This window comes from Roseateles sp. GW835-FHT13E02 (assembly GCF_058794035.1).
Map to the genome: position 1 here is coordinate 14,820 of NZ_JBXAGJ010000038.1, position 13,875 is coordinate 28,694.

Below are 13,875 nucleotides of genomic sequence, written 5' to 3' on the forward strand. Positions count from 1 at the left end.
GAGGGACATGAGCATGAACCATCAAGACGTCCCGCTGTGGCGCCTGAATTTGTTGCGCGCCTTCTATTTGCTGGTCACGGTGGGCCTGGCCAGCAGCTGGGGGCCGAGCTTTTTGCAGCACAGCGAGCTGTGGGCCCAGCGCCGGGGTGAGCTGGGTGCGATGTTGATCACCCTGGCGCTGCTGTGCGTGCTGGGGCTGCGCTACCCTTTGCAGATGCTGCCGCTGCTGATGTTTGAGCTGATCTGGAAAACCCTCTGGATCCTGCTCATCGCCGTCCCCTTGTGGCAGGCGGGGGCGCTCACGCCGGGGGTGGAGGCCTCCTTCTATGCCTGCTTGATGGGTGTGGTGCTGACACCGCTGGTGCTGCCCTGGCGATACATTGCGCACCACTATTTTCGAAAGTCTGCAGAGCGCTTTCGCTAGTGCTTCAACAGCCCCTGGCCATGAAAGTCCTTGCTCGATGAGCTCCAGCCCACTCGCCCAACTCCAGGCGCTCGCCCCGCCGTCCAGCTGGCGCGCCCTGTTCGGGTGGCGGCGCGTGCGCACCGTCGCCATCATTTGCGCGCTCTTCGTGCTCTTGTTCAGCTTTGGCTGGAATGCATCGATGTGGCGTCTGGTCGCCCGGGTGTACGGCGTGGGCCTGGCGCTGCTGCTGGTCTTTGGCTTGTTTGAGCTGTGGCCGCGCCGCATGCCCCAGTGGCTGGCTCGTTGGGCCTTGCAAGTGGCGGCCGTGGGGTTGACGGTGCCGCTGGCCTTTTTCGTGGCCTTTTGGCTGAGCACGGCAAGCGGCGCCCCGCCTTTCTGGAAAACCAGCCGCCTGGAAAGCTACATGACCTTCACCTTTCTGGGCATGCTGGTGGCGCCCTGGACGGCCTTGGCGGCCCTCTTGCGCCACCGTGAAGCCAAGGTGGAAAAGCTCTCGATCGACTTCGAGCTCGAGCGCAGCGAGCTGGCACGCCAGGCGCTCGACGCCCGCATGCGCCTGCTGACGGCCCAGGCTCAGCCGCATTTTCTGTTCAACACCCTGGCCAATGTGCAGGCCCTGGTCGAGGCCGGCTCGCCGCGCGCCCCGCGGCTGCTGCAAAGCCTGACTGACTATCTGCGCGCCGCCGTGCCGCGCCTGGACGGCTCGGCCAACACGCTGGGCCAGGAGCTGGAGCTGGTGCGGGCCTATCTGGAGCTGATGCAGATGCGCATGCCGGACCGCCTGGCCTTTGCGCTGCACATCGGTGCCGGGGTGCATTTGCTGCGCTGCCCGCCGATGACGCTGTTGACGCTGGTGGAGAACGCGGTGCAGCACGGCATCGACCCGAGCGAAGAGGGCGGCCGCATCGATGTGCATGCCGAGCGGCTGGACGGCGGCCGCTGTCGCCTGCGCGTGGTCGATACCGGCCTGGGCCTGCAAGCCACCGGCGGCGGCCTGGGCACCGGCCTGGCGGCCTTGCGCGAACGCCTGCTCTGGGCCTATGGCGGCAGCGCCAGCCTCGAGTTGCGCGAGGTGGCGCCCCATGGGGTGGAAGTGACCATTGAATTCAGCGAGCCCAAGCCATGACCCCCACCGCTTTGATTGCCGACGACGAACCGCTCCTGCGTGAGATCCTGGAGGCTCGCCTGGCCGCCGCTTGGCCTGCGCTGCAGATCGTTGCGCAGGCCCGCAACGGCCGACAGGCGCTCGAACTGTTCGAGCAGCATCGCCCCACGATCTGCTTTCTGGATGTGCACATGCCGGGCTTGAGCGGGGTCGATGTGGCCCGCCAGATCGGCAAGCAGGCGCATCTGGTCTTCGTCACCGCCTTTGATCAATATGCCCTGGAGGCGTTTCAGCATGGCGTGCTCGACTATCTGGTCAAGCCGGTCACCGCAGCCCGCCTGAGCGAAACGGTGGAGCGCCTGAAAGCGCGCCTGCAGCAGGCCCAGCCGGCGGTGCACACCGAGGCGCTGCTGGCGCAGCTGGCCGAACGCCTCAAGCTCGACTCCAAGCCCGAGACGCTGCGCTGGGTGCGCGCCAGCGTCGGCGCCTCGCTGCGCATGATCCCGGTCGATGACATCGATTACCTGAAGAGCGACAGCAAATACACCTTGGTCGCCTACCGCGACGAAGGGCAGCTCGCCGAGGCCTTGATCCGCATGCCGCTGAAGGACCTGCTCGCGCAGCTGGACCCGCAGCAGTTTGCCCAGGTGCACCGCTCGGTGGTAGTCAATCTGCGCTCGATCCGCCGCATCACCCGCGGCGAAAACGAGACCGCCGACATCGAGCTGAAAGGCCGCAGCGAGCGTCTGCCCGTGAGCCGCAGCTATCTGCAGCTGTTCAAGGAAATGTAGACCGGCAGGGGCCGGGACTGGCCTGGCTTAATGTGTCGGGCGGGTGCCCGCCGCCGCCCGCGCCTGCCGCGTGCGCCGCAACTGCTGGTCGGAGCTGAAGCCGGCCGCCAGGGCCGCATCGCTGGCGCTGGCGCCGCGGGCCAGGGCCTGTTCGGCGCGCTCCAGACGGATGCTTTGCAGATAGCCCAGCGGGCTGATGCCGGCATGTTCTGCGAAGAGGCGGCTCAGGTGGCGCGGCGTGACGTGGGCGCGGGCGGCCATGGCGTCCAGGCTCCAGTCGCGCGCGGGCTCGGCGCAGATGGCGTCTTGCAGGCGGTGCAGGGCGGCGTGCAGGTGGTGGCGGTGGGCCAGCAGGGGCGAGAGCTCGGGGTCCTTGCTGCTGCGGCGCAGGTAGACCACCATGGTCTGGGCGACGCTGGCGGCCAGGGCTTCGCCGCAGTGCTGGGCGATCAGATGCAGGCTGAGGTCGATGCCGGCGGTGATGCCGGCGCTGCTGGCGATCTGCTCATCAGGCCCGTCGAGCACGAAGACGCGGTTGTCCACGACCTGGGCCTCGGGCGCCAGCGCGCGCAGCTGGTCCAGCATTTCATGGTGGCTGGTGCAGCGCACGCCGCGCCCGAGCAGGCCGGTGCGCGCCGCCAACAAGGTGCCCGAGCAGATGCACACCAGGCGCCCGCCCTCGCGCAGCAAGACCTGACCCTGCCGGGCCAGCCAGCGCTCGCCGGCCAGCTCTTGCGCCAGCTGTTCGCTGCTTGGCGCCGGCTCATCGGGCGCCTTGCTGCGGCAGCCGCTGAGGATCAGCCAGCTGCCCGGCGCCAAAGCTTCAGGCGGCGCCTCGAGGCCGCTGAGCTGCAGGCCGACCGAGCTGGCGCACTCGGCCGCCATGCCGATGAAGCGCAGGCGAAACGCCTCGGGCTGCTGGCGCCGGCGCAGGGCCTGGTTGGCCAGTCGAAAGGCTTCGGCCGGCCCGGCCAGATCGAGCAGCAAGGTGCCGGGCTGCACCCACATCAGGACATCAGTCGGTGTGGACATGAAGCGAGCTTAGCGCCTGGGGCCGGTCTCAGGCCGAGACGGCAGCCGCCGCCGCGCGCGCCAGGGCCTGGTCCACCGTGCAGATCTCGGCAAATCGGTCCTGCAGCACGGTCTCGGTGCGCAGCTTGATCTCGGCCGGGCTCAGCGTGGCGCCGCTGGCGTGTTGCATGGCAAAGGTCAGCGTGGCCTCGGTCACGTAGTCGACCAGCCAGCCTTCGTCGCTGGCGTGGCGGGTGGTGGTCTCACAGCATTGCTCGGTGCGGATGCCGCTGACGATCAGGCGCTGGATGCCCTGTTGATGCAGCCAGATGGCCAGGCCTGTGCCGGCCAGGGCGCTGTGGCGGTGCTTGATGACTTCCAGCGCCGGCTGCAGAGCCGGCAGCTCCTCCAGCGGCCGTACCAGGCCCGAGGCCAGAGCGAAGGCGTTGTCGGCCGTCTCGGGGCCGTCGCTGTGGAAGACGCGCACGATGGGCAGGCCTTGGGCCTGCGCGCCTTCGATCAGGCGGCGGCTGGCGTCCAGAAAGGCTGGCAGCTCGGCCGTGCTCCAGTAGGGGCGTTGGCGAAAGGATTCTTGAACGTCGATCAGCAGCAGGGCGGTTTTCATGGGCAGAGGCTCCGGGTTGAAGGGCTGGGTTTCAGTGCCTCCACTGTGCCGCCATCGCAAGGCCGCGTCGCGCCCGATCCGGTCCGGTTTCGGTCAAATCAGGACATGGCGCTTCATGCCCTGCGGAGCTCAGCCGCGCGCCTTCAAGCCGAGTGCCTTCCAGCCCTCCAGGCCCAGCCTTTCGAGCGTGGCCATATTCGCCTCGTAGATGGCGTCGGTGTCGGCCATGGTCTCTGTCGCTCGTTCGATGCTGCTTTCGCGCAGCAGGTGCAGGGTGGGGTAGGGCGAGCGGTTGCTGTAGTTGCTGATGTCGTCGATGTCGGTGCCGGCGAACTGGTAGTCGGGGTGGAAGCTGGCGACTTGCAGGATGCCGTCCAGTTCCAGGTCCTCGACGAGTGCGTCGGCGGCGCCGAGGAAATCGTTGAAGTCCAGGAAGTCCGTCAGCACGCGCGGGTGGATCAGCACGGCGGTCTCGATCTCGTCCGGGTCGGCCCGGTTCAGGGCCAGCAGCTCGCGGGCCAGCTCTTTCAGCAGGTCTTCGGGCGTTGCGGCCTGGCTGACCACATAACGCAGGCGGTTGTTGACATGCACGCTCTTGGCAAAGGGGCAGAGGTTGAGGCCGATGACGGCCTTTTCCAGCCAGTGCTGGGTCTCCTGGCGGATGGTCTCGATCTCGGCGTCGCTGAGTGCGGGGAGAGGGTTTGGGGTTTGGGCTGGGGCGCTCATGGGGATTCAGTCAAATCAAGGGTGTGGGGCTGTGCTCAGCCCGGCCAGGGCCTGCTGCGCCGCTTCGCGGGCCTGCGCCAGCAGCTGGGTTTTCCAGTCCGGGGTGTCGATGTAAAACGCATCGCGGATCTGGCGCTTGATGGCCTGCGCCTGCTCGGGCGGCGCCTCGGGGTGGGCGGCCAGCCAATGGTCGGCGCGCAGGGCCAGAATCATCTCGTCCAAAGGCAGGGTGCCGAACTCCAGCGCGATGCCGGTGCAGCGCGCGCCGGGCGCCACCTGGGCGCACACCGATTCGGCGACCGACCACATCAGGCCCTGCAGCGGTGCCGAGCTGGAATTGCCCTCGCGCAGCGAGGTCACGCCGGCGCCCCACCATTGGCGCGCTCTGGCCAGGCCTTCGTCCGCGCCCAGGCCGGTGTCGATGCGCTCGCCATGGCCGCAAGGCCCCAGGCCCGTGTGCAGATCGATCCAGGCCAGCTCGCGCACGCCGGCCAGGTGCTCTTCCAGCACATGGCGCAGGGTGATGTGGCTCCAGGTCGGCGTGTGGCCGCCGTAGAACAGGCCCAGCTCCTGCGTGTACTGGCCACCGCTGACAGCCTGCTGCCAGGCGGCCCGGCCGTGGCGGGCGATGTAGTCGCTCAAGCGCGCCTCGTTCTCGGCGCTGGGCGGCCACTGGCGGGGCAGCAGGGCGCTGGCCAGTTCCTCATAGCCCGGGTTGGCGGGCAGGGGGCGCTGGTGAAAATCGAGGAAGTTGCGGTTCAGGTCCACGCCCTCCTGCGTGACCCGCCGCCACCAGGAAAAACCATGCGGATTCAGGCCGTGCAGATAGAGCACGCAGACACCGCTGGCGCGCACGGCGGCCAGCCATTCGGCATCGGCCAGCAGGCCGCACTGGATGCCCGAGCCCGCAAAGCCCTCCACGCCGTGGCAGGCGCTGCTGAGGATGAGCAGGCGCTCGGCCCGGCCGCGCGCCGGGCCCTGGCGCAGCACATCGAGGGCCAGGGTCTCGCCCTCGCGGCCCAGCAGCGGGTGGCGATGCGGCTCCGGGTCCAGGCCCGCGGCCTCGGCCGTGGCCAGGAACTTGGCGCGCGCCTCGGCATAGCTCTGCGCGAAGAAGGTTTCGGCCGGCGCCGGCATGTCTGCGTCTTTCTTTCCTCAGGGCCGCGGCTGGTTCAGCCAGGCCTCGGCCAGCTGCACCCACATCGAGCCGCCCAGGGGGATCAGCTCGTCGTTGAAGTCGTAGCTGGGGTTGTGCAGGGTGCAGGGGCCCATGCCGTGGCCGCCGATGCGGTGGCTGCCGTCGCCATTGCCGATCAGGAAATAGCAGCCCGGTTTCTCCTGCAGGAAGAAGCTGAAGTCCTCGGCGCCCATGGTGGGCTCGAACTCCTGCACCATCTCGGGCCCGACCATGGCGCTCAGCGTCTGGCGCACGAACTCCGTCTCGGCGGGGTGGTTGATGGTGGGCGGGTAGTTGCGGCGGAACTTGAACTCGCAGCTGACCTCGAAGGCGCTGGCGATGCCCTGCGCCATCTCCTCCATGCGCCGCTCGATCAGGTCCAGCAGCTCCAGGGTGAAGGTGCGCACCGTGCCCTCGATCACGCAGGCGTCGGGGATGACATTGGTGGCCTCGCCCGCATGGATCATGGTCACCGAGATCACACCGGCCTCGGCCGGGCGCTTGTTGCGGCTGATGATGGTCTGGAAGGCCTGCACCAGCTGGCAGGCCGCCGGCACCGGGTCCACGCCCAGATGCGGCATGGCCGCATGGGCGCCCTTGCCGCGCAAGGTGATCTTGAACTCATTGCTGGAGGCGAACACCGGCCCGGTCTTGAGCGCAAAAGCGCCGGCCGGCATGCCCGGCCAGTTGTGCGCGCCGAACATGGCCTCCATGGGGAAGAGCTTGAAGAGCCCGTCCTTGATCATCTCGCGCGCGCCGCCGCCGCCTTCTTCGGCCGGCTGGAAGACCAGGTAGACGGTGCCGTCGAAATTGCGGTTCGTGGCCAGATGCTTGGCCGCGGCCAGCAGCATGGCGGTGTGGCCGTCGTGGCCGCAGGCGTGCATCTTGCCGGGCTGGGTGCTGGCATGCGCAAAAGTGTTGTGCTCCGTCATCGGCAGGGCGTCGATGTCCGCGCGCAGGCCCACGGCCCGCTCGCTCGTGCCGTTCTTGACGATGCCCACCACCCCGGTCGTGCCCAGGCCGCGGTGCACCGGAATGCCCCACTCGGTCAGGGTCTGGGCGATCAGGTCCGAGGTGCGCTGCTCCTGGAAGCAGAGCTCGGGGTGGGCATGGATGTCGCGGCGCAGGCGCTGGATCAGCGGCGCATCGGCCAGGATGGAGTCGATGAACTTCATGGCGGCATGGCCAGGTCGGCCCGGTGGGTGGTTGGCTGAGGGGTGAAGGGGGCAGAAAGACTGCAGGGCCTCAGTCTAAACCGCGGGGGTTTCCGAGTGGCCGCTGCGTGCATTGCTCACAGCAGGGCGGCTCTTGGTGGCAAAGCCGGCGTTTCATCCCCGGGCGGCGGAGATCAGCCCCTAGACTCGGCCCTCCTTTGGCCACTTTCGCTGCAGCGGCTGCTTCTCTCGGCCCGACTGCCCCTTGCACATGACACATGAACCGGTTCGCCTGCCCTTCGTCTCCGCTTGGCTTTCTTCCGGGCCGGCCATCGTGCTTGGGCGCCGCGCCGCTGCCGCGTTGGCCGCCCTGGCTTTGCTGGGCCTGGGCGGCTGCGCCAGCATCAAGACCGCGCCGGCCGGCGAGGACAGCGCTGCCAAGCGCTTCGAAGCGCCGGCCGGCCTCTCGCGCATCTACATCTACCGCAATGAATTCCTGGGTACCCTGGTCGGCCTGGACCTCAGCGTGGACGGCCAGGTGGCCGGCACCACCAAGGGCAAGACCTTTGTGATCGCCGATGTGCCGCCGGGCGAACACGAGATCGTCTCCAAGGGCGAGAACACCCACCAGCTGCGCATCAGCACCCAGGTCGGCCAGCCCAGCTTCGTCTGGCAAGAGGTCAAGATGGGCTTGCTCAGCGCCGGCTCGCGCCTGCACGCCGTGGATGCCGCCACCGGCCGGGCCGGCGTGAACGAAAGCAGCCTCGTTCACAGCCCGCTGATGCAGGTGGCGGCCCCGGCTGCATCGAAGCCGGCGCCTGCTGCAGCTGGCGCTCCTCCCGTCGCCGCCGCCAAAGCTGCGGTGCCGAGCGTGGCGCTTGCTGAGCCAAGCCCTGCGCCTGCAGTGCAGCCATCGCCCGCCATCGCTCGGCCGCCGGCCAAAGCGGAAGCTGTTGCCAAGGTCGCAGCCCTTGCTGCTCCGGCGTTGGCGCCAAAGCCCGCGGCTTCAGCCAGCGCATCAGCTTCAGCCCCGGCCAGCCGCTTCGAGTTTGAAGCCGAGCGCACCGCCATGGAACAAGCGGCCTGCCGCGGCCCCGGCGGCATCCGCCCCAGCGCCCGTTTGCTGTCTCGCCAAGGCCATGTCGAAATCTTCGAGCTGTCCTGCGCGCCGCTGCGCGTGCGCTGCGATACGGGCATGTGCCAGGTGCTGAATTGAAGTTCTGAGGCCGGGGCTTTGTGCGCTGCGTGCCCGGCCCCCCGGGCAGCTGTGCAATAGTCTCGCCATGCAAGACCTTCTCGCCCCCACATCCCTGCCGGACCGCGCCTCGCCCCATATCGTCAAGGGCGCCTGCCCGCACGACTGCCCCGACACCTGCGCCCTGCGCATCACGGTCGACCAGGGCCGGGTGATCAAGATCCAGGGTGCGGCGGATCACCCGAGCACGCATGGGGCGCTGTGCACCAAGGTCTCGCGCTATGCCGAGCGCACCTATCACGAGGAGCGGCTGCTGCAGCCGCTCAAGCGGGTCAGCCGCAAGGACGAGGCGCCGCGTTTTGAGCCGGTCAGCTGGGCCGAGGCTCTGGCCGATATCTCGGCGCGGCTGAAGTCCATTGCCGCGCGCGACCCGCAGGCCATCCTGCCTTACAGCTACGCGGGCACCATGGGCCTGCTGCAGGGCGAGGGCATGTCGGCGCGTTTTTTCAACAAGTTGGGCGCCTCACAGCTGGATCGCACCATCTGCGCCTCGGCCGGTGCGGCAGCGCTGACGGCGACCTACGGCCACAAGGTCGGCATGCACCTGCCGTTCTTCGCCGAGAGCCGCCTGATCCTGATCTGGGGCAGCAACTCGATCGCCTCCAATCTGCATTTCTGGACCTACGCCAACAAGGCCAAGCGCGAGGGCGCCAAGCTGATCTGCATCGACCCGCGCAAGACCGAGACGGCCGACAAGTGCCACCAGCACATCGCCCTGCTGCCCGGCACCGACGGCGCCCTGGCCTTGGGCCTGATGCATGAGCTGATCGTTCACGACTGGCTGGACCACGACTACATCGCCCGCCATGTCGATGGCTGGGAAGAGCTGAAGGCCCGCGCCATGAACTGGCCGCCCGAAGCGGTGGCTGAGGTCTGCGGCATCACGGCCGAGGAGGTGCGCGGCCTGGCGCGCGACTACGCGCAAACAAAACCGGCGGCCATCCGCCTCAACTACGGCATGCAGCGCGTGCGTGGCGGCGGCAATGCGGTGCGCCTGGTGGCTCTGCTGCCTTGCCTGACCGGCGCCTGGCGTTCGCGTGCCGGTGGCCTGCTGCTGTCCAGCTCGGGCTGGTTTGCGCCCTTCAAGAACATGGCCGCGCTGGAGCGGCCCGAATTGCTGGCCGGCCGCCAGCCCCGCCTGATCAATATGAGCACCATCGGCGACGATCTGCTGCGAGAGGCCTCGCCCGAGTTCGGCCCCAAGATCGAGGCGCTGATCGTCTACAACAGCAACCCGGTGGCGGTGGCGCCCGAGTCGCCCAAGGTGGTGAAAGGCTTTCAGCGTGAGGACCTGTTCACCGTGGTGCTCGAGCACTTCATGACCGACACGGCCGACCTGGCCGACTATGTACTGCCGGCCACCACGCAGCTGGAACATCTGGATGTGCACACCAGCTACGGCCACACCGATGTGCTGATCAACGAGCCGGCGATTGCCCCCATCGGCGAGGCCAAGCCCAACACCCAGATCTTCCGCGAGCTGGCCGCAGCCATGGGTTTCGAAGATGCGTGCTTTCGCGAGAGCGATGAGCAGCTGGCCCGCCAGGCCTTCAGCGCCGAGATCGATTTCGAGGCTTTGCGCGCCCAGGGCTGGCAAAGCCTGCCGCTCAAGGAAGCGCCGTTTGCTGAAGGGCGCTTCCCTACGCCCAACGGCCGGGCGCAGGCGGACGGCGCGGACTTCGTGGCCAACTACGAAAGCCGCCGGTCCAGCCCCGAGCTGGCGGCGCGTTATCCGCTGGCCATGATCTCGCCGCCGGCGCGCAACTTCCTCAACTCCAGCTTCGTCAACGTCAAGAGCTTGCGTGACATCGAGGGCGAGCCCCTGGTCGAGTTGCATGCCGAGGATGCCGCCGCGCGCGGACTGCAGGATGGCGCCATGGTCCAGGTGTTCAATGACCGTGGCAGTTATCTCTGCCGTGCCCGCATCAGCCCGCGTGCGCGGCCCGGGGTGGTGAACGGCCTGGGCGTGTGGTGGCGCAAGCTGGGCGCCGGTGGCAGCAATGTCAACGAGGTGACGCACCAGCGGCTGACGGACATGGGCCGGGCACCGAGTTTTTACGACTGCCTGGTCGAGGTCAGGGCCGCCTGAGGTGCTGAAGAAGAAGGCGATGAAGAAGCGCTGGCGCTGGTCCTTGCTGGCGGCTGCGGCCGTGGGCGTGCTTGCCTCGCTGGGCGGCTGTGCGCAGATCGGCTATCTGGGCCAGTCGGTCGGCGGCCATCTGCGCTTGGTTTCCGCCGCCAAGCCGGTGGACGAGTGGCTGGCCGATCCGGCGCTCAAGCCCGCCCTGCGCGAGCGCCTGCAGCAAAGCCAGCGCATGCGTGATTTCGCCGTGCAGCAGCTGCACCTGCCGGACAACAACAGCTACCGCCGCTATGCCGACCTGGGCCGCTCGGCCGCAGTCTGGAATGTGGTGGCTGCGCCCGAGCTGAGCCTGACACTCAAGACTTGGTGCTTTCCCATCATGGGTTGCGTGGGCTATCGCGGTTACTTCAACCAGGCCGAGGCCGAGGCCTATGCCGCCGAGCTGCGCGCTGAGGGCTATGAGGTCATGGTCTACGGCGTGCCCGCTTATTCGACCCTGGGCTGGAGCCGGCTGCTGGGCGGCGACCCGCTGCTCAACACCTTCATGAACCAGCCCGAGGCCGAGCTGGCCGGGCTGATCTTCCATGAGCTGTCGCATCAGGTCGTGTATGCGGCCGATGACACGCAGTTCAACGAGTCATTTGCCACCGCGGTGGAGCGGCGTGGCGCCCTGGCCTGGTTGCAGGCCCAGGGCAGTGCGGCCGAGCGCGAGCGCTACCTGGCGCGGCAGTCGCAGCGTGTGCAGTTCCGCGCCCTGACCCAGCGCTACCGCGAGCGGCTGGAAGCGCTGTATGCCCAGCCCCTGGGCCTGGAGGCCAAGCGTGCGGCCAAGGCGCAGCTGCTGGCCGAGATGCGAGCCGAGCATGCGCAAGTCAAGGCGGCGCAGTGGGGCGGTGACAGCGACTATGACGCCTGGTTTGCGCGCGCCAACAACGCGAGCTTTGCCCTGCTCTCGGCCTACACCGAGCTGGCGCCGCAGTTCGAAGCCTTGCTGGACCGCGAGGGCGGCGACTGGCCGCGTTTTTACACGGCCGTGAAAGCCTTGGCCGAGTTGCCGCCAGAGCAGCGCAGAATGCGCCTGCAAGAGCTCAAGAATTCTGCAGAGTGAGAAAAAAAGAGAAGGAAAGAACGCACCATGGCCGACATCCGCATCCACCGTGACCATGCCCTCGGGCTCAAGCGTGCCCGCGAGATCGCCTGGGCCTGGGCCGAGCAGGTCGAAGAAAAGTTCGACATGGAATGCACGGTGCTGGAAGGCAAGACCAGCGACACCGTCGAGTTCACGCGCTCGGGCGTCAAGGGCGAGCTGATCGTGACCGCCGAGCACTTCGAGCTGCACGCCAAGCTGGGCCTGCTGCTGGGCGCCTTCAAATCCACCATCGAAGGCGAGATCCAGAAGGAACTCGACGGCCTGCTGGCGGGAGAGGCGGGCGGCGGTAAAAAGCCGGCGGGCAAGAAAAAGCCGGCGTGAAGCCGGCTTGAAACACGTGTCCGAGCCCGCATCACGCAGGCTCGGGGGCTGTCTCGATCACTTCAGCGATTCGATCAGGTCGATGTAGCTTTGCATCGCTTCGTCGCTGCTGGTGCCCTTGAGTTCGTTCCAGGCGTCCCATTTGGCGCGGCCGACCATGTCGGTGAAGCCCGGGCGGCTGCCGTCCACATCGCCGCTGCTGCCTTGCTTGTAGAGCGCGTAGAGCTTCAGCAGGGTCATGTTGTCAGGACGCTCGGGCAGGTTCTTGGACTCGGCCACAGCGGCTTCGAATTGGTCTTTCAGGCTCATGGTGTCTCCTAGATGGCGGTGAGTGCCGATTGAACTGGTAACAATCGGGATGGACGCCAACGATGTTACCCAGCATTGTCTGGACAAGACACTCTAATTCCTCAAGGAGACTGCATTGGCCACTGTGACGGAACGCATGTCCAAGGTCGACACCGCCTGGTTGCGCATGGACACGGAGTCCAACCTGATGATGATCGTCGGGGTATGGATCATCTGCCCCGGCATCAGCCTGGCGGCCTTGCGCGAGCGCGTCGAGGCGCGGCTGCTGCAGTACGGGCGCTTCCGTCAAAAAGTGGTGGAAGACGCCATGGGTGCGCAATGGGTGGAAGACGATGACTTCGACATCACTCACCATGTGCAGGCCGAAGAACTCTTGCCCCGGCGCGGCCAGAGCCGGCAGGATTGCCTCAAGGAGCGCGTCGGCGAGCTGGCGGCCGAGCCGCTGAACCCGGCCCACCCGCTCTGGCAGTTCCAGCTGATCGAGGACATGGGCGATGGCACGAGCGCCCTGGTCGCCCGCATCCACCATTGCATCGGCGATGGCATCGCCCTGATCGCCGTGATGCTGTCCATCACCGACGGCGGCAAGGCGCCGCCGAAGCGCCTGCAGCAGCCGCGTGACGACCAGGACTGGCTGACCGATGCCTTGCTCAAGCCCATCAGCGCCATGACCATCAAGGCCATCCGTGTGGCCGGCGCCGGCATGGCCAAGTCGGTGGACACGCTGATGCAGCCGCACCACCCGCTCGACAGCTCCATGGACTTGGCGCGCATGGGTTATCAGGCGGTCAGCGATGTGGCGGCGTTTGCCCTGATGTCGGACGATTCGCCGACCCAGCTCAAGGGCAAGCCGGGCACGCAGAAGCGCGTCGCCTGGGACGATGGCCTGCCGCTCGATGCCGTCAAGGCCGTGGGCAAGGCGCTGAACTGCTCGATCAACGATGTGCTGCTCAGCTGTGTGGCCGGTGCGATTGGGCGTTATCTGCAGGCCAAGGGCGAAGATGTGGCGGGCAAGGAGATCCGCGCCATGGTGCCGGTCAATCTGCGGCCGATGGAAAAGGCCTACCAGCTGGGCAATCGCTTTGGCCTCGTGCCGCTGGTGTTGCCCATCGGCATCGAGAACCCGGTCGAGCGCCTCTACGCCGTGCGCTCGCGCATGCAGGATCTGAAAGGCAGCTTCCAGCCGGTGCTGGCCTTTGGCTTGCTCTCGGTGGCCGGCTTGCTGATCAAGCCGGTGCAACAGGCCATGCTCAATGTCTTCGCCAAAAAGGCGACGGCGGTGATGACCAATGTGCCGGGCCCGGCGGAGTCCCTGCATTTCTGCGGCTCGACCGTGGAACGGGTGATGTTCTGGGTGCCGCAGTCCGGGGACATCGGCGTGGGCGTCAGCATCCTGACTTATGCCGGCCGCGTGCAGTTCGGCCTGATCACCGACAGCACCTTGTGCCCGGACCCCGAAGGCATCATCGAGCAATTCGCCCCCGAGTTCGACAAGCTCCTGGTGCTGGCCTTGATGCTGCCCTGGGGTGAAGAGGGCGCGGATTTGTAAGTCAGGGGGCTGGGATTGGTTACTTGCGATCCCCGCTGTGTTGTTCCTGCTCGCTGCGGTGGCTCGGCCCGCCGCCGGGCTCATGGTTCGCGGGTCGGCTCGGACGAGCCGACTTCCCTCGGTGCTCACTCCGCGGCTCAGCGGCGCCAAACTCCCTCCGTTCGCTGCGCTCACTGTGGTCAAACAGTGGCG

At 67.4% G+C, this 13,875-nt stretch carries 14 protein-coding genes; 8 read left to right on the forward strand and 6 right to left on the reverse strand.

What is annotated here, in order from left to right:
- The first annotated feature begins 13 nt into the window (after positions 1-13).
- Genes AC1Q6P_RS23495 through AC1Q6P_RS23505 form a run of 3 tightly spaced genes read left to right on the forward strand, consistent with a single transcriptional unit; the run spans position 14 to position 2,323 of the window.
- Positions 14-424: a hypothetical protein gene (locus tag AC1Q6P_RS23495; protein WP_492666176.1), complete on the forward strand. Its 411-nt coding sequence runs from the start codon at positions 14-16 to the stop codon at positions 422-424.
- Between the two features lie 37 nt (positions 425-461).
- Complete coding sequence (locus tag AC1Q6P_RS23500) at positions 462-1,553, forward strand: sensor histidine kinase (RefSeq protein WP_492666175.1); 1,092 nt, start codon at positions 462-464, stop codon at positions 1,551-1,553.
- Positions 1,550-2,323, forward strand: a complete 774-nt coding sequence (locus AC1Q6P_RS23505) for a LytR/AlgR family response regulator transcription factor (RefSeq protein WP_492666174.1) — start codon at positions 1,550-1,552, stop codon at positions 2,321-2,323. The genes AC1Q6P_RS23500 and AC1Q6P_RS23505 overlap by 4 nt, the downstream gene beginning before the upstream one ends.
- A gap of 27 nt (positions 2,324-2,350) precedes the next feature.
- Here AC1Q6P_RS23505 and AC1Q6P_RS23510 read toward each other — a convergent pair whose 3' ends face one another.
- From AC1Q6P_RS23510 to AC1Q6P_RS23530, 5 genes are all read right to left on the reverse strand, one after another.
- Positions 2,351-3,355, reverse strand: coding sequence for a GlxA family transcriptional regulator (locus AC1Q6P_RS23510; RefSeq protein ID WP_492666173.1), 1,005 nt, complete (start codon positions 3,353-3,355; stop codon positions 2,351-2,353).
- A 28-nt stretch (positions 3,356-3,383) separates the two neighbouring features.
- Positions 3,384-3,959: a cysteine hydrolase family protein gene (locus tag AC1Q6P_RS23515; RefSeq protein WP_492666172.1), complete on the reverse strand. Its 576-nt coding sequence runs from the start codon at positions 3,957-3,959 to the stop codon at positions 3,384-3,386.
- Between the two features lie 129 nt (positions 3,960-4,088).
- Positions 4,089-4,685 carry a DUF1415 domain-containing protein gene (locus AC1Q6P_RS23520; protein ID WP_492666171.1) on the reverse strand — a complete coding sequence of 199 codons (597 nt, stop codon included), beginning with the start codon at positions 4,683-4,685 and terminating at the stop codon, positions 4,089-4,091.
- 15 nt (positions 4,686-4,700) lie between these two features.
- On the reverse strand, positions 4,701-5,822 hold the full coding sequence (locus AC1Q6P_RS23525; RefSeq protein WP_492666170.1) for a M14 family metallopeptidase: 1,122 nt from the start codon (positions 5,820-5,822) through the stop codon (positions 4,701-4,703).
- 18 nt (positions 5,823-5,840) lie between these two features.
- Complete coding sequence (locus AC1Q6P_RS23530; RefSeq protein ID WP_492666169.1) at positions 5,841-7,037, reverse strand: M20 aminoacylase family protein; 1,197 nt, start codon at positions 7,035-7,037, stop codon at positions 5,841-5,843.
- 250 nt (positions 7,038-7,287) lie between these two features.
- Between AC1Q6P_RS23530 and AC1Q6P_RS23535 the strand changes: the two genes are divergently transcribed.
- The 4 genes from AC1Q6P_RS23535 (at position 7,288) to AC1Q6P_RS23550 (ending at position 11,825) form a co-directional block, all read left to right on the forward strand.
- Positions 7,288-8,232, forward strand: a complete 945-nt coding sequence (locus AC1Q6P_RS23535) for a DUF2846 domain-containing protein (protein WP_492666190.1) — start codon at positions 7,288-7,290, stop codon at positions 8,230-8,232.
- Positions 8,233-8,299: 67 nt separating this feature from the next.
- Entirely contained in the window at positions 8,300-10,360 is a 2,061-nt protein-coding gene (locus AC1Q6P_RS23540; protein ID WP_492666168.1) for a molybdopterin-containing oxidoreductase family protein, read from the forward strand.
- 19 nt (positions 10,361-10,379) lie between these two features.
- Positions 10,380-11,462 carry an aminopeptidase gene (locus tag AC1Q6P_RS23545; RefSeq protein WP_492666167.1) on the forward strand — a complete coding sequence of 361 codons (1,083 nt, stop codon included), beginning with the start codon at positions 10,380-10,382 and terminating at the stop codon, positions 11,460-11,462.
- Positions 11,463-11,489: 27 nt separating this feature from the next.
- Positions 11,490-11,825 (forward strand): polyhydroxyalkanoic acid system family protein, encoded by a 336-nt coding sequence (locus tag AC1Q6P_RS23550; protein WP_492666166.1) that lies wholly within the window; start codon positions 11,490-11,492, stop codon positions 11,823-11,825.
- A 57-nt stretch (positions 11,826-11,882) separates the two neighbouring features.
- Here AC1Q6P_RS23550 and AC1Q6P_RS23555 read toward each other — a convergent pair whose 3' ends face one another.
- The gene (locus AC1Q6P_RS23555) at positions 11,883-12,134 is read right to left on the reverse strand and encodes an acyl-CoA-binding protein (protein WP_102768007.1); all 252 of its coding nucleotides are present in this window, start codon (positions 12,132-12,134) and stop codon (positions 11,883-11,885) included.
- Positions 12,135-12,270: 136 nt separating this feature from the next.
- Here AC1Q6P_RS23555 and AC1Q6P_RS23560 point away from each other — a divergent pair, with 136 nt between their 5' ends.
- Entirely contained in the window at positions 12,271-13,683 is a 1,413-nt protein-coding gene (locus AC1Q6P_RS23560) for a wax ester/triacylglycerol synthase family O-acyltransferase (protein WP_492666189.1), read from the forward strand.
- Positions 13,684-13,875 lie beyond the last annotated feature (192 nt).

Coding starts and splice junctions, on each gene's coding strand:
- AC1Q6P_RS23495 (WP_492666176.1), top strand. CDS start 14: ATGAACCATCAAGACGTCCCGCTGTGGCGCCTGAATTTGTTGCGCGCC.
- AC1Q6P_RS23500 (WP_492666175.1), top strand. CDS start 462: ATGAGCTCCAGCCCACTCGCCCAACTCCAGGCGCTCGCCCCGCCGTCC.
- AC1Q6P_RS23505 (WP_492666174.1), top strand. CDS start 1,550: ATGACCCCCACCGCTTTGATTGCCGACGACGAACCGCTCCTGCGTGAG.
- AC1Q6P_RS23510 (WP_492666173.1), bottom strand. CDS start 3,355: ATGTCCACACCGACTGATGTCCTGATGTGGGTGCAGCCCGGCACCTTG.
- AC1Q6P_RS23515 (WP_492666172.1), bottom strand. CDS start 3,959: ATGAAAACCGCCCTGCTGCTGATCGACGTTCAAGAATCCTTTCGCCAA.
- AC1Q6P_RS23520 (WP_492666171.1), bottom strand. CDS start 4,685: ATGAGCGCCCCAGCCCAAACCCCAAACCCTCTCCCCGCACTCAGCGAC.
- AC1Q6P_RS23525 (WP_492666170.1), bottom strand. CDS start 5,822: ATGCCGGCGCCGGCCGAAACCTTCTTCGCGCAGAGCTATGCCGAGGCG.
- AC1Q6P_RS23530 (WP_492666169.1), bottom strand. CDS start 7,037: ATGAAGTTCATCGACTCCATCCTGGCCGATGCGCCGCTGATCCAGCGC.
- AC1Q6P_RS23535 (WP_492666190.1), top strand. CDS start 7,288: ATGACACATGAACCGGTTCGCCTGCCCTTCGTCTCCGCTTGGCTTTCT.
- AC1Q6P_RS23540 (WP_492666168.1), top strand. CDS start 8,300: ATGCAAGACCTTCTCGCCCCCACATCCCTGCCGGACCGCGCCTCGCCC.
- AC1Q6P_RS23545 (WP_492666167.1), top strand. CDS start 10,380: ATGAAGAAGCGCTGGCGCTGGTCCTTGCTGGCGGCTGCGGCCGTGGGC.
- AC1Q6P_RS23550 (WP_492666166.1), top strand. CDS start 11,490: ATGGCCGACATCCGCATCCACCGTGACCATGCCCTCGGGCTCAAGCGT.
- AC1Q6P_RS23555 (WP_102768007.1), bottom strand. CDS start 12,134: ATGAGCCTGAAAGACCAATTCGAAGCCGCTGTGGCCGAGTCCAAGAAC.
- AC1Q6P_RS23560 (WP_492666189.1), top strand. CDS start 12,271: ATGTCCAAGGTCGACACCGCCTGGTTGCGCATGGACACGGAGTCCAAC.